This window comes from Kitasatospora sp. NPDC058406, from assembly GCF_042722765.1.
Lineage (GTDB): Bacteria > Actinomycetota > Actinomycetes > Streptomycetales > Streptomycetaceae > Kitasatospora.
The window spans coordinates 59,926-73,310 of record NZ_JBHXKE010000008.1 but is presented as its reverse complement, the minus strand read 5'-3'; the positions used below and the strand labels follow the sequence as shown (position 1 = coordinate 73,310).

Below are 13,385 nucleotides of genomic sequence, written 5' to 3'. Positions count from 1 at the left end.
CGGGCGCGGCGCATCCGCACGAGGGCACGCCGCACGAGGGCACACCGGCCGACGGCACACCGGCCGGGTCCGCGGCGAGGGCGCACCGCCGGCGGGATGACAGCAGGCCGACAGCGGCCGGCGGACTCCGCGGGGGGAGGGACCGGACGCTGACAGCGGGCTGACAGCGGGGCCGGACAACCTAGGGGCATGACACGAATCGCCACCGCCCCGAACGACCGGGGGCCCGCCGCGGGAAATGCCGTCGAGGTCCGCGGCATCGTCAAGCACTTCGGCGCCACCAAGGCGCTCGACGGTGTCGACCTCACCGTCCGCGAGGGAACCGTGCTCGGCGTGCTCGGCCCCAACGGCGCCGGCAAGACCACCCTGGTCCGCGTTCTCTCCACCCTGATCAAGCCCGACGCCGGCACCGCCTTCGTCGGCGGCTTCGACGTCCTGCGCCAGCCCAAGCAGCTGCGCCGCACGATCGGCCTCACCGGCCAGTACGCCTCCGTCGACGAGATGCTCTCCGGCTACGAGAACCTCTACCTGATCGGCCGGCTGCTCGACCTCTCCCGCAAGGACGCCAAGGCCCGCGCCGCCGAACTGCTGGAGCGGTTCTCGCTCACCGACGCCGCCAAGCGGGTCGCCAAGACGTACTCCGGCGGCATGCGCCGCCGCCTCGACCTGGCCGCCTCGATGATCGGCCGCCCCCGGGTGCTCTACTTGGACGAGCCCACCACCGGCCTGGACCCGCGGACCCGCAACGAGGTCTGGGACGAGGTGCAGCGGATGGTCTCCGAGGGCTCCACCGTGCTGCTCACCACCCAGTACATGGAGGAGGCCGAGCAGTTGGCCGACGAGCTGACCGTCATCGACCGCGGCCGCGTGATCGCGGCCGGCGGGGTGGCCGAGCTCAAGGCCCAGGTCGGCGGCCAAACCCTCCAGGTCCGCCCGACGCACCGCGCCGAGCTGCCCGAGATGGCCCGCTGCCTGCACGACAGCGGCATAGCCACCGCCACCTTCTCCACCGACACCGGCCTTCTCTCCGTGCCGATCACCGGCGAGGAGCAGCTCACCGCCGTGGTCGGGGTCCTCGGCACCCGCGGGTTCGCCATCGCCGGCATCGACACCAAGGTGCCCAGCCTCGACGAGGTCTTCCTCGCCATCACCGGCAAGCCCGCGGACCGTCCGGCCCCCGTGGACTCCGTCCCCAGCCTCGCCAAGGAGCCCGTCGCATGACCACCGCCACGCTCACGCCCTCCCGGGCGGAGGACACCCGGATCGGCCTCTCCGGCCACCTGCGGCACGTCGGCGCGCTGACCCGCCGCAACCTGATGCGGATCAAGGCCGACCCCGAGTCGATGTTCGACGCGGTGCTGATGCCGATCATCTTCACCGTGCTGTTCGTCTACGTCTTCGGCGGCGCCATCTCGGGCGGCCAGGACGCCTACAAGCAGTACATGATCCCCGGACTGCTCGGGCAGACCGGCATCACCCTGGCGATGGCGGTCGGCACCGGTCTGAACAGCGACTTCCAGACCGGGGTGATGGACCGGTTCCGCACCCTGCCGATCGGCCGCTCGTCCGTGCTGCTCTCCAAGATCGGCGCGGAGACCTGCCGGGCGCTCGTCTCCTTCACCATCCTGATCGGGTTCGCGCTGATCCTCGGGTTCGAGGTGAAGACCGGCCCGCTGGAGGTCCTGGCCGCGATCGGTCTGTCGCTGCTGTTCGGGATGTCCGTCGTCTGGATCTCGATGCTGCTCGGCATGGCGCTGAAGAGCGCCCAGGCCGTCCAGGGGGTTTCCATGCTGGTCCTGATGCCGCTCCAGTTCGGCAGCTCGATCTTCGCGCCGACCGACACCATGCCCGGCTGGCTGCAGTCCTTCACCAAGGTCAACCCGCTCTCCGCGCTGGCCGACGCCTGCCGCCACCTGCTGAACGGCGACGGGCCGGTGGCCCACCCGGTGCTCATCGTGCTGGCCTGGTCGGTCGGCATCACCGCGGTCTTCGCGCCGCTCGCCGTGGCCCGCTTCCGCAAGCGGACCTGAGCGGCGCACCCGATGCGGCCCGGGGACGTCCGGGGGGACCTCCCCGGGGCCGCACCACAGGACAGGCCGGCCTGGCCGGGAAGACGGGACGGAACCCCCGGCGCGGTCGGCCGAACCGGCCGGTCCGGCCGGCCGGTCGGATCAGCCGGCCGGGCGGACCGGCCCGCCGGCTCCGTCGTCGGGCCAGAGGGCCAACCGGTCGAGCAGCTCTCCGCTCTCCGTCACCGACAGCCCGTGCCCCTCGGCGAAGGCCGCCTCGAACGCCTCGTCACCGAGCATCCCGCGCAGGCTCCGCTCGGCCCGCACCCGCTCGACCCGGTCCAGGTAGCCGCCCTTCGGCCCGCTCAGCCCGGCGTGCGCGCCGAGCAGCGTCGCCGCCCGGCGGGCCGGCTCGTGGTCCCCGTCGCGCTGGGCGAAGGCGTCCAGCACCCCGATCACGGGCGGCATCATCATCACCGACATCTGCTCGATGAAGCCGCTCGCGCGGTCCTGCACCGTACGGAGCAGCTGTCGCCCCTGGGAGACGAGGTCGATCCCCTGCTCCGGATCCCCGGCGAGCGCGGTGATCCAGCCACGGGTGACCGCCAGCATCCCGCCCATCACGTCCGGGGCGAACATGCCGAGCCTGCTCCAGTTCAGCTGGTCCAGCTCCGCGAGGGCCTCGTCGTAGGCGCCGCGATGGGTGGCGAGGCCGCAGAGCATCATCCGGCCGAACAGCAGGGCGCCGTTGGCCGCCTGGTTCTGGCCCGGCTCGACCCCGGCCAGCGTCGACCGGATCAGCCGCTCCCCCTCGGCCAGGTCCCTGCCCAGCATGGCGGAGCCCATGTGGACCCGGAGCATCGGCACCTCCTGCGGCGCACCCAGCTCCTCGGCCAGCTCGATCGCCCGCCGGTAGGCCTCGACGGCCTCCTCCGCGCGGCCCTCGTTGGCCAGCGACTCGCCGCGCGCGGCCAGCGCCTGGGACATCCCCCAGCGGTCGCCGGCCCGGCGGAACAGCTCCAGCGACTCCTCGCCGTCCCGGACGCTCTGCTCGGCGCCGTTCGGCCAGTCGTTCATCATCTTGGCCCGGATCTGCAGGATGAACGCCAGGTCGCCGGCCGCGCCGTACACCCGGCAGCCCTCGACCGCCTCGTCCAGCATCGTCTTCAGCCGGCCGAGCTCGCCGACCAGGAAGGCGCCGAAGACCCGCATCAGCCCGGGGAAGCGGTAGGACTGCGGGAGGTCCGGGGTGTAGACCTCGGTGATCCGGCGCGCGGAGGAGATCGCCACCGGATCGGCCAGCACGTCCAGGCTCCCCTCGAACAGGCTGGCCAGCCGGTAGATGACGACCGCCCGGCGGGCCTCCGCGACGGCCTTCTCGGGCATCGGCGACGAGTACTCCAGCACCCGCAGCTCCAGCGGCACCGGTGCGGGGGCGTCCGGGGCGAACGGGTCCGGGCCGATCGCCAGCACCGCGTCGTACCAGCCCCGGGCCTCCAGGCTGAAGCCGCGCAGCGACCAGTACCAGCTCATGCCCAGGGCGAGGACCAGCGCCTCGCCCTCGTCCTGCCGGTCGACGGCCCGGCGCAGCGCGGCCCGGATGTTGTCGTGCTCCCGTTCCAGCACGGTCAGCCAGCTCAGCTGCTCCGGGCCGTGGATGCTCAGGTCGGCGATCCGGACCAGCTCGCGGAAGTGGGCGACGTGGCGGCGCTCGGTCGCCTCCGCCTCCCCCGCCTCGGCGAGCCGCTCGTCCGCGTACTCGTGGATGGTCTCCAGCATCCGGTAGCGCGGCGGGCCGTCCCCGCCGAGGTCGGCGACCAGCAGCGACTTGTCGACCAGCGAGAACAGCAGGTCGGCGAACTCCTCGCGGGGCACCTCGGTCTCGTCCGAGCAGACCTCCTCGGCGTCCTCCAGGGTCCAGCCGCCGGCGAACACCGCGAGCCGGCGCAGCACCGCGCGTTCGCGCTTGCCGAGCAGGTCCCAGCTCCAGTCGACGACCGCGCGCAGCGTCTGCTGGCGCGGCAGCAAGGTGCGGCTCCCGGCGGTGAGCAGCGCGAACCGGCCGTCCAGCCGGTCGGCGATCTGCCGGGCCGTCATCACCCGCAGCCTGGCGGCGGCCAGTTCGATGGCGAGGGGCAGGCCGTCCAGGCGCCGGCAGATCTCGGCGCAGGCCTCCGGGTCGCTCCGCGGGTCGAAGCCGGGGCGGGCGGCGGCGGCGCGTTCGGCCAGCAGCCGCAGCGCCACCGGGTCGGGCAGCGGCTCGACCGGCAGGACGGTCTCGCCGGGCACGCCGAGCGGCTCGCGGCTGGTGGCCAGCACGGTCAGGCCGGGGCACTCGGCGAGCAGGGTGTCGGCGAGGTCGGCGGCTGCCTGGATCAGGTGCTCGCAGTTGTCGAGGACGAGCAGCATCCGGCGGCGGCCGCAGTGCTCGACCAGCCGGCGCACCGGGTCGTCGCCGCGGTGCTCGATCACGTCGGCGACCATGCTGCCGGCGGTGTGCAGGACGGTCTCGCGCAGTCCGAGCGCCGAGACCACCGCGCCCGGTACCGCGTCCGGGCGTTCCAGCGGGGCGAGTTCGGCCAGCCAGACGCCGTCCGGCCAGTGTCCGACGCCCTGTTCGAGCCGGCCGGCCTCGATCGAGAGCCGGGTCTTGCCGGAGCCCCCGGGGCCGGTCAGGGTGACCAGCCGACTGGCCCCCAGCGCGGCCCGCAGGGCGGCGAGGTCGTTCTCCCGGCCGACGAAGCTGGTGAGCCGGCCGCGCAGGTTGCCGGCGCTGCGGACGGGCGGCGCCGGTTCGGCACCGGTCGCGGGGCCTGCCCCGGCGGCAGGGCCGGAGGCGGCGCCGGACGCGGCGCCGGACACGGGAGTCGCGTCCGCTGCCCCGGCGGGCCCGCCGGCGGGTGATCTGACGGCCTCGGCAGGAGTCAGCAACTCGGCGTACAGGGACTGTAGTTGGCGGCCCGGGTCGACACCGAGCTCGTCCGCCAGCACGCGGCGGGTGTGGTCGTAGTGGCGCAGCGCCTCGGCCGTCCGGCCGCTCTCGTGCAGCGCCCGGACCATCAGGTACTGCACCGGCTCGTCCAACGGCTGCCGCTCGGTGAGCTCGGCGAGTTCGGCGACGAGCTCGGCGGCCCGGCCGAGGCCGAGGTCGGCGGTGATCCGGTGCCGGCGGGCCTCCTCGCGCTGGGCCTCCAGCCGGGTGGCCGGGCCGCTGCGGTCCGGCAGGTCGGCGAGGGCCGGGCCGCGCCAGAGCGCCAGAGCGGCCCGCAGCCGTTCGGCGGCCGAGACGTGGTCGCCCTGCTCCAGGGCGCCGCGGCCCTCACCGGCCAGCCGCTGGAACTCGGCGAGGTCGGTGTCCGGGTCGGTCAGCCAGTACCCGGCCGGGCCGGATCCGACCTGGTCGCGGCCGATGGTCCGGCGCAGCCGGCCCACCAGGGTCTGCAGCGCGGCCGAGGAGTCCTGCGGCGGCTCGGCGTCCCACACCTCGTCCACCAACAGGTCGGCCGGCACCGGCCGCCCCTGCCGCAGCGCGAGCGCCGCGAGGAGCGCGCGCAGCCGCGCACCGCCGAGTGGAACCGGGGTGCCGTCGTCGTGGTGGGCGGTGGTGGTGCCGAGGATGCCGTAGTGCACCGCACCATTCTGGTCGATCGGCGCCGCGCCCACGCACATTTGTCCGGGGCCGCCCGTCCCGCCCCTCCGCCCGCCCGCCTCCTCCGCCTTTCCCCCGCCTTCCCTCCACCTTGCGTCCCTGCGCGCGGAACCCGACGCGGGGCTCCGTTCGTTCACTCGGAACGGCTTGTCCGGCGGCGGGCCTGCCCGGCATGATCGACCCTTGCCCGCATTCCGGACCCGCGCACCCCGTCCCCAGACTCCCGGAGCTCCCACGCCATGACCTTCGCCGCCACGCAGCGCTCACGCAGCGAGGACCGCCGGATCAGCCCGGTGTTCTGGGTGCTGCTCGCGATCCTCGTCACCTCCGGCTGGGCGGTCTCCCAGGGGTACGGCAACGCCCGGTTCGGCGTCTTCCTGTTCGTGGTGGCCGGCTGGATGGTCTCGCTCTGCCTCCACGAGTACGCGCACGCGCGGACCGCGCTGCACGGCGGCGACCTCACCGTCGGCGCCAAGGGCTACCTGACCCTCAACCCGCTCAAGTACGCCAACGTGCTGCTCAGCTTCGTGCTGCCGATCGTCTTCGTGCTGCTCGGCGGCATCGGCCTGCCCGGCGGCGCGGTCTGGATCGAGCGGCACCGGATCCAGGGACGCCTCAAGCACAGCCTGATCTCGGCGGCCGGACCGCTGGTGAACCTGGCCGCCGCCGTGCTGCTGCTGGTCCCGGTGGGCGCCGGCTGGCTGGACGACCCCAAGGTGCACGCGGTCTGGAACGGCTACGAGCTGAACGTCTCGCCGCTGGCGCTGGGGCTGGGCTTCCTCGGCATGCTGCAGCTGAGCGCGACCCTGCTCAACCTGCTGCCGATCCCCGGCCTGGACGGCTACGGGATCCTCGAACCCTGGCTCTCGCACAAGACGCGGCGGGCCATCGAGCCCTTCGCGCCGTACGGCATGCTGGCGGTCTTCGCCCTGCTCTGGCAGCCCGAGGTGAACCACTGGTTCTTCGAGGCCGTCTACGGCGTGATGGAGCTGCTCGGCGTCGACCGGATCTACCCGCAGCTGGGCCACGAGCTGTTCATGTTCTGGAAGGACTGACGCCCGGAGCCGACAGCACCCGGGGCCGACAGCGCCCGGGAGCCCGGAGCCGCCGCCCGCGCCTACGCGCCCTGGGCGGCCCGCTCGGCGGCGGCCCGGGTCTGCTTCTCGCGGCGCAGGTTCATCCAGAGCACGTTGCTGGCGATGCCCGCCAGCGGGAGCCAGATCAGGCCCAGCCACCACCCCTGCACCAGGGAGACCACGGAGGCGGCCAACGCGAGGACGACGACGATCGAGGCGAGCAGGGACGTGCGGGGCATGGCGGGGGTCTCCTAGGACCGGGGGACGGACGGCCCCCATTGTCGCCGACCTCACCTCCGGACCGGGTCCAGGGGTGAGGCCGACGCTCCGGTGCGACGGTAGGACGGTAGGGCGGGCGGGCGGTACGACGAGCCGACCGCAGGCCCCTCCGGCGGGCCGGACCCCGGCGGCCGGCCCGCCGAGGACCGGACCCCGGGACCGGGGCGCCGGGGGCCGGGGCGCCCGGCGATCAGACGTCGGTGATCCGCAGACCCGCGTGCGCCTTGTACCGGCGGTTGACCGAGATCAGGTTGGCGACCAGCGACTCCACCTGGTGCGCGTTGCGCAGCCGGCCCGCGAAGATGCCGCGCATACCGGGGATCCGCCCGGCCAGCGCCTGCACGATGTCGGTGGCGGCCCGCTCCTCGCCGAGCACCATCACGTCGGTGTCGATCTGCTCGACGGACTCGTCCTGCAGCAGCACCGCCGAGAGGTGGTGGAACGCGGCGGTGACCCGGGAGTCCGGGAGCAGGGCGGCTGCCTGCTGGGCGGCGCTGCCCTCCTCCGGGACGAGCGCGAAGGCGCCCTGCTTGTCGAAGCCGAGCGGGTTGACGCAGTCCACCACGATCTTGCCGACGAGCTCCTCGCGGAGCGCGGTGAGCGTGGCGGCGTGGCCGTCCCAGGGCACCGCGACGATCACGATGTCACTCTCCCGGGCGGTGGTGGCGTTGTCGGCGCCGCGTACTCCGAGGCCGAGCTCGGCCGCCGAGGCCTCCGCGCGGGCCGCGTCACGCGAACCGATGATCACCTGCTGACCGGCCTTGGCCAGCCGGTGGGCCAGCCCCCGCCCCTGGTCGCCGGTGCCGCCGAGGACACCGACCACCAGCTGCGAGACGTCCGGCAACTCGTGGGCCGGGTTTGTCGCTGAATCGAGGGAAGTCATGGGCCGATCCTGCCAAACCGGCGGCCCGCCGCGACATCCTGTCGGCCATGGACGCGGTGAGAGTTTCGGCACTCCGGGAGCGGCTGGCCGGAAGTGGCTGGCTGGAAGCGGTCGGAGGCTTCGCCGGCGCGCTGCGGCAGGCGGTCTCCCGGCGCGGCGCCGACGGGCTGCTACTGGTCGGCACCGAGGGGTACGAGCCCTGGCACCTGGCGGCCCACCTGGAGGACGAGGCCGCCTGGTCGGACGTCCCCCGGCTGGCCCCGACCCTGCTGCGGCACCGGGTGCCGGACCGGGCGCCGGCCCACCTGGCGCACGGCCTGCGCCGGCTGACCGAGGCCGGTCGCGGGGCGACGGTCCTGGTGGTCGCCCCGACGACGGCCGGCGCGCCGCTGTTGGAGCGGGTGCACGACGCCCGCCGGAAGGGCGCCACGGTGCTGACGATGGACGGGGCGATGGACGGGGCGCCGGACCGGGCCCTGCGGGGCGGGCCGGGTGGCCCCGACGGCGCGGTCCCCGGCCTCCCCGGTCCGGCCGGTACGAGCGGTCCGGCCGGTACGAGCGGCCTCGCCGGCGCGAGCGGCCTGGCCGACCTCGCCGCCCTGGCGCACCGGCGGCTGGCCGTCGGCACCGCCGAGGAGGAGCCCTTCGACCTGGCCCAGCACCTGGTCAGCGCCGCCGCCGGGCAGGCCCGGGCCCGGCGGTCGGCGCTCGACCGGCTGGCCGCCCTCGCCGGCCGGCTCACGGAGGGCCCCGCGATCAGCCGCTGGTGAGCGCCACGGCCGCGCCACAGCGGCCCGCCCCCGGGAGACGTCGCTCCGCAGGGAGACTCCGGGGAGGCCCGGGCCACGTCCGGGGCACGTCCGGGGCGCGTCCGGGGCACGTCCGGCCGGGCGAAAACCTGTTGCGACGCGGCGGATCACCCGCCGAAGATGGTCGTTCGTGAACGATGCCGACCATCCTCCGAGCGGTCGGGCGCGCTCCCTGCTGCGCTCGGTCGCCCCCGACCTCACCCCCTGGCGCTCCTCCCGGGACTTCCGCCTGCTCTGGTTCTCCGGCTGTGTGACCAGTCTGGGCAGCTTCCTGACGTACGTCGCCCTCCCTGTGCAGATCAAGGAACTGACCGACTCCTACGTCGCGGTCGGCCTGATCGGCGCCTTCGAGCTGGTCCCGCTGATCGTCTTCGGCCTCTGGGGCGGCGCCCTCGCCGACGCCCTGGACCGTCGCCGGCTGGTCCTCTTCGCCGAGGCCGGGCTCGGGGTGCTGAGCGCCCTGCTGCTGCTCAACGCGCTGCTGCCGACGCCCGTGCTCTGGCCGATCTACCTGGTGGCGGCGCTGGTCGCCGCCGCCGACGGCCTGCAGCGCCCGGCTCTGGACTCGCTCACCCCGCGGATCGTCCCGCACGACCAGCTGACCGCCGCCTTCGCGCTCAACTCCCTGTACCGCAACGTCGGTTCCGTGGCCGGCCCGGCGCTGGCCGGCGTCATCGTGGCGTTCGCCGGAGTGCAGACCGCGTACGCGCTGGACGTGCTGACCTTCGGCGCCTCGCTGCTGCTGCTCGCCCGGATCCGGGCCGTGCCGCCGCCCACCGGTGCCGAGAAGCCGACCCTCCGGGCGGTGCTCACCGGCGTGAAGTACGCCTGGAGCCGCAAGGACCTGCTGGGCACCTACGCCATCGACCTGGTCGCCATGCTGTTCGCCTTCCCGGTGGCGATCTTCCCGTTCCTCGCCTCGGACCTGTCCGCGGACTGGGCGCTCGGCCCGATGTACGCGGCCTCGGCGGTCGGCGCCCTGGCCGTCTCGGCGACCAGCGGCTGGACGTCCCGGATCCACCGGCACGGCCGGATGCTGGTGCTGGCCGCCCTCGGCTGGGGCGCGGCGATCACGCTGGCCGGGTTCTCCGGCTCGGTCTGGCTGGTGCTGCTCTGCCTCGCCATGGCCGGTGGCGCCGACCAGATCAGCGGCATCGCGCGCTCCACCATGTGGAACCAGTCCATCCCGGACGAGGTGCGCGGCCGGATGGCCGGGGTGGAGCTGCTCAGCTACTCGGTCGGTCCGCAGCTCGGCCAGGTCCGGGCCGGCGGCATGGCCGGCCTGGTCGGTGTCCGCGCCTCGGTCTGGGCCGGCGGCGTCGCCTGCGTGGTGGGCGTGGTCGCACTCGCCGCGGCCCTGCCCAGCCTGCTCGGCTACGACGACCGCACCGACCCGAACGCCGCCGCCGTCCGCGCGGAGCACGAGCGGGCCGCGGCGCAGCGAGAGGAGAGCGAGCGGGCACCGGCGCGGCAGGGGGCCGCCGGCGCCTGAGGCCGTCCGCCCTGCCGTCGCGCCGGGACCGCGGGGCGCGCGGCCTCCGCGCCGGCAGGACCCCGGGGCACCGCGCTGCCGCCCGGCCCTGCGGGATCCGGAGGAGCGGGCCTACGGCCGGTCGGCGTCCCCGGCGTCCGCGGCGCTCCCGGTCCCGCCCTGCGGCCGGTCGTTCCACTGCGGGTCGTTCTTCCACTCCCGGTTGCGGAGCTCGGCGGTCTCCAGCGCGTGCGCCGCCTCCTCGCGGGTGGCGTACGGGCCGAGGCGGTCCTTGGCCGGGCACTCCGGCCCCTCCTCGACCTTGCCGTGCTTGATGCAGTAGAACCACTCACCGGGCTTGCCGGTCGGCTTGTTGCGGTGGAATCCCAGAGGCATGGCGGTCACTTCCGTTCGGCGGCTGCGTCGTAGCGATCATTCCCCGGCCGGACTCCGTCCGCACACCCGGCGACAGGTGCTGCCATAGACTCGCGGCCATGGCTCTCGTACCCGGCATCCAGTCCCCCACCCGCAAGGTCCCGGCGAACATCGCGCGCCCCGAGTACGTCGGGAAGCCCGCTCCGACGCCGTACACCGGGCCCGAGGTGCAGACCGCCGAGACGATCGAGAAGATGCGGATCGCCGGCCGGATCGCCGCACAGGCGATGGCCGAGGCGGCCAAGCTGATCGCGCCCGGAGTCACCACGGACGCGCTCGACGCCGTCGCCCACACCTACATGTGCGACCACGGGGCCTACCCGTCCGACCTCGGCTACCGGGGCTTCCCCAAGTCGGTCTGCACCTCGATCAACGAGGTCATCTGCCACGGCATCCCGGACTCGACCGTCCTCCAGGACGGCGACATCGTCAACATCGACGCCACCGCCTACATCCACGGGGTGCACGGCGACCTCAACGCCACCTACCTCTGCGGCGACGTCGACGAGGAGTCCCGGCTGCTGGTCGAGCGGACCCGGGAGTCGCTCGACCGGGCGATCAAGGCGGTCAAGCCCGGCCGCCGGATCAACGTGATCGGCCGCGTCATCGAGTCCTACGCCAAGCGCTTCGACTACGGCGTGGTGCGGGACTTCACCGGCCACGGCATCAACACGTCGTTCCACTCCGGCCTGATCATCCCGCACTACGACAGCGAGCGGGCCACCGAAGTGATCAAGCCGGGGATGACCTTCACCATCGAGCCGATGCTCACGCTGGGCACCTACGACTACGAGATCTGGCCGGACGGCTGGACCGTCGTCACCAAGGACCGCAAGCGGACCGCCCAGTTCGAGCACACGCTGGTCGTCACGGCGGACGGCGCCGAGGTCCTCACCCTTCCGTAGCGGGGAAGGCGTTCCCGCCGGGGCCGCGCCGAAGGGGCGCGGTCCGGGCGGGGCAGAACGTGGGCGGGGACGGGCTCGGCGGGCCGGCTACCCGATCAGCCACTGCTCCTCGGCGACCGCGCCCACCTCGGTGCAGGCGTCGGTCAGCACGTCCAGCACGCGCAGCGAGTCCGGCAGCGGCTGCTCGGGCCCGCGCAGCCACCGCACCTCCGAGCCGTCCGGCAGCGCGGCCGGCGGGAGCAGGGTGTACGAGCCGCGGCAGTGCCACCGCAGGCCCGGGTGTTCGGACATGGTGTCCGGGGTGGAGTCCAGGGCGCTCGGCCACCACTCGTCCTCGTCCACCGGGGTACCCCGGGTGGCGGTGAAGAACAGGTAGCGGTCCTCGCCGACGGCGGCGACCGGGCCGTCCACGCCGAGCGCGGTGAGCCGCTCCAGGGCGAGCCGCCCGGCCTCGGCCGGCACGTCCAGGACGTCGTGCGCGCGGCCGGTGGCGGTGATGAAGTTGGCCTGCGGGTCTCGGGAGAGCCAGCGGGCGAGTTGTTCCGGGTCGGTGGTGGCCTGGGTCTGCCAGGCGAACGAGACCGGGTGCCGGGCGGGCGCCGGACAGGCGACCCGGTCACAGGAACATCGGTAGCCGGCCGGATGCGCGGCGGGCGCCAACGGGAAGCCGGCGCGGACGGCGCCGAGCAGCTGGTCCAGTCTGGCGGCGGGACTGTCCGTGTCCGCCGCCCGGGCCCGCTCACGGTCACGCTTCTGCCACCAGGTCGTCCACCTGCTGCCGGATTCCATCGGGCCCCTTCCGTGCGTCGCCGTGCCTGGTGTGACACAGCGTTCGACGTACCACTCCGACGCAACGCACGGCGCCCCCCGCTGCTTCCCCGGGTGGTGCTCGGCCCTGCAGTCCCGCGCCCTGCCGACCGGTGCCGGGGTTGCCGGACGGCCGACGCCGGGGTCACGGTACGGAGTCACGGCAGCACGACGGCTGCGGCTCGGCGGCCCGGCGGGCACGGTCAAGTGCGCCTCGCCCGGCCCGTACGGGCCCGCTGACCCGGGTGGACCCCGAGGGCGTAACAGGAAGGATAAGGGTGCGCGGACCCTCCGGTTGACCGGGGGCGGTGCCTCTCCGGTCACACTCCCGGCACCCGACCGTCACAGCACCTCCGCCCGGCACCCGTACGCGGTCCGCCACCTGCGGCGGGATGAGACCCTGGTGGGGTGAAGAGCGCGGACACCGAATTCGTCGGCGGCCCCCTGGACGGCCGGATCCTCCCCATCCCGTTGGGGCCGATGTACGGCGTGCCCAAGAAGTACACCGTGCCGGTCCCCTCGCACGGGGACACTCCGGCGCGCACACTGGTGTACGTCCGGGCCAAGCAGCAGCGGGGCACCCGCTGGTACTGGCGCTACGAGTACGACGAGGCGGCCACCGCCCGCGCTACCGGGTGACGGCCGCCCTCCTGGTGGGAGGACGGCGATGGCGAGGACCGTACGGCACCCCCGAACCCGCGCCCAGTCGGTGGCGCACCACAACCGGCAGGTGGCCGGGATCACCGCCGGACTGCTGGTACTGATCAGCGCCTACAGCGCGGTGCTCGGATCCAACGGCTGGCTCTGGTTCGGCTGGACGGTGCTGCTGCTCGCCTGCGTGGCGCTGTTCGCCGTTCGGGCCTGAGCCCTCCGGTCCCTCCCGCGCCCCGCACCCCCGTCACCCGTCCCGCCGTTCCGGCGTTCCGGGCCGCGAGCAGCGGCACCGCCCACAGCCACCCGGCCGAGCGGGGGGGCCGGGGCCCCCGCCAACCGCGCCCCCCCCCCCCCCCCGCACCCCCCCTCACAAGTACCACCCCCCCGAGAGCGACAGAAAAATACGGG

13 protein-coding genes are annotated in these 13,385 nt (G+C 74.2%); 8 read left to right on the top strand and 5 right to left on the bottom strand.

Annotated features, from left to right (window positions below):
• The first annotated feature begins 189 nt into the window (after nucleotides 1-189).
• The gene (locus tag ACFWOG_RS03370) at nucleotides 190-1,221 is read left to right on the top strand and encodes an ATP-binding cassette domain-containing protein (protein WP_355406120.1); all 1,032 of its coding nucleotides are present in this window, start codon (nucleotides 190-192) and stop codon (nucleotides 1,219-1,221) included.
• Nucleotides 1,218-2,030, top strand: coding sequence for an ABC transporter permease (locus tag ACFWOG_RS03365; RefSeq protein ID WP_329878813.1), 813 nt, complete (start codon nucleotides 1,218-1,220; stop codon nucleotides 2,028-2,030). Before ACFWOG_RS03370 ends, ACFWOG_RS03365 begins: the two co-directional genes overlap by 4 nt.
• Before the next feature lie 141 nt (nucleotides 2,031-2,171).
• Here the strand turns inward: ACFWOG_RS03365 and ACFWOG_RS03360 are convergent, their stop codons facing one another.
• Nucleotides 2,172-5,639, bottom strand: a complete 3,468-nt coding sequence (locus ACFWOG_RS03360) for a BTAD domain-containing putative transcriptional regulator (RefSeq protein ID WP_380354218.1) — start codon at nucleotides 5,637-5,639, stop codon at nucleotides 2,172-2,174.
• 258 nt (nucleotides 5,640-5,897) lie between these two features.
• Between ACFWOG_RS03360 and ACFWOG_RS03355 the strand changes: the two genes are divergently transcribed.
• Nucleotides 5,898-6,713 (top strand): site-2 protease family protein, encoded by an 816-nt coding sequence (locus ACFWOG_RS03355; RefSeq protein ID WP_329951637.1) that lies wholly within the window; start codon nucleotides 5,898-5,900, stop codon nucleotides 6,711-6,713.
• Between the two features lie 62 nt (nucleotides 6,714-6,775).
• On the opposite strand, the gene ACFWOG_RS03350 is transcribed toward ACFWOG_RS03355, so the two are convergent.
• On the bottom strand, nucleotides 6,776-6,973 hold the full coding sequence (locus tag ACFWOG_RS03350) for a hypothetical protein (RefSeq protein ID WP_329878820.1): 198 nt from the start codon (nucleotides 6,971-6,973) through the stop codon (nucleotides 6,776-6,778).
• A 230-nt stretch (nucleotides 6,974-7,203) separates the two neighbouring features.
• On the bottom strand, nucleotides 7,204-7,896 hold the full coding sequence (gene npdG / locus ACFWOG_RS03345; RefSeq protein ID WP_329878822.1) for an NADPH-dependent F420 reductase: 693 nt from the start codon (nucleotides 7,894-7,896) through the stop codon (nucleotides 7,204-7,206).
• Nucleotides 7,897-7,943: 47 nt separating this feature from the next.
• Here npdG and ACFWOG_RS03340 point away from each other — a divergent pair, with 47 nt between their 5' ends.
• Both ACFWOG_RS03340 and ACFWOG_RS03335 read left to right on the top strand, forming a co-directional pair.
• The gene (locus ACFWOG_RS03340) at nucleotides 7,944-8,666 is read left to right on the top strand and encodes a hypothetical protein (RefSeq protein WP_380354215.1); all 723 of its coding nucleotides are present in this window, start codon (nucleotides 7,944-7,946) and stop codon (nucleotides 8,664-8,666) included.
• Nucleotides 8,667-8,835: 169 nt separating this feature from the next.
• The gene (locus ACFWOG_RS03335; protein ID WP_329878826.1) at nucleotides 8,836-10,197 is read left to right on the top strand and encodes an MFS transporter; all 1,362 of its coding nucleotides are present in this window, start codon (nucleotides 8,836-8,838) and stop codon (nucleotides 10,195-10,197) included.
• Nucleotides 10,198-10,308: 111 nt separating this feature from the next.
• Here the strand turns inward: ACFWOG_RS03335 and ACFWOG_RS03330 are convergent, their stop codons facing one another.
• A complete protein-coding gene (locus tag ACFWOG_RS03330; protein WP_329878828.1) occupies nucleotides 10,309-10,572 on the bottom strand; it encodes a hypothetical protein in 264 nt (87 codons plus the stop codon).
• A 98-nt stretch (nucleotides 10,573-10,670) separates the two neighbouring features.
• On the opposite strand from ACFWOG_RS03330, the gene map reads away from it, so the two are divergent.
• On the top strand, nucleotides 10,671-11,516 hold the full coding sequence (gene map / locus ACFWOG_RS03325; RefSeq protein ID WP_329878830.1) for a type I methionyl aminopeptidase: 846 nt from the start codon (nucleotides 10,671-10,673) through the stop codon (nucleotides 11,514-11,516).
• 87 nt (nucleotides 11,517-11,603) lie between these two features.
• On the opposite strand, the gene ACFWOG_RS03320 is transcribed toward map, so the two are convergent.
• Entirely contained in the window at nucleotides 11,604-12,305 is a 702-nt protein-coding gene (locus ACFWOG_RS03320) for a bifunctional DNA primase/polymerase (protein ID WP_329878832.1), read from the bottom strand.
• Nucleotides 12,306-12,731: 426 nt separating this feature from the next.
• On the opposite strand from ACFWOG_RS03320, the gene ACFWOG_RS03315 reads away from it, so the two are divergent.
• Complete coding sequence (locus ACFWOG_RS03315) at nucleotides 12,732-12,962, top strand: hypothetical protein (protein WP_329878834.1); 231 nt, start codon at nucleotides 12,732-12,734, stop codon at nucleotides 12,960-12,962.
• A gap of 28 nt (nucleotides 12,963-12,990) precedes the next feature.
• Entirely contained in the window at nucleotides 12,991-13,188 is a 198-nt protein-coding gene (locus ACFWOG_RS03310) for a hypothetical protein (protein ID WP_380354210.1), read from the top strand.
• Nucleotides 13,189-13,385 lie beyond the last annotated feature (197 nt).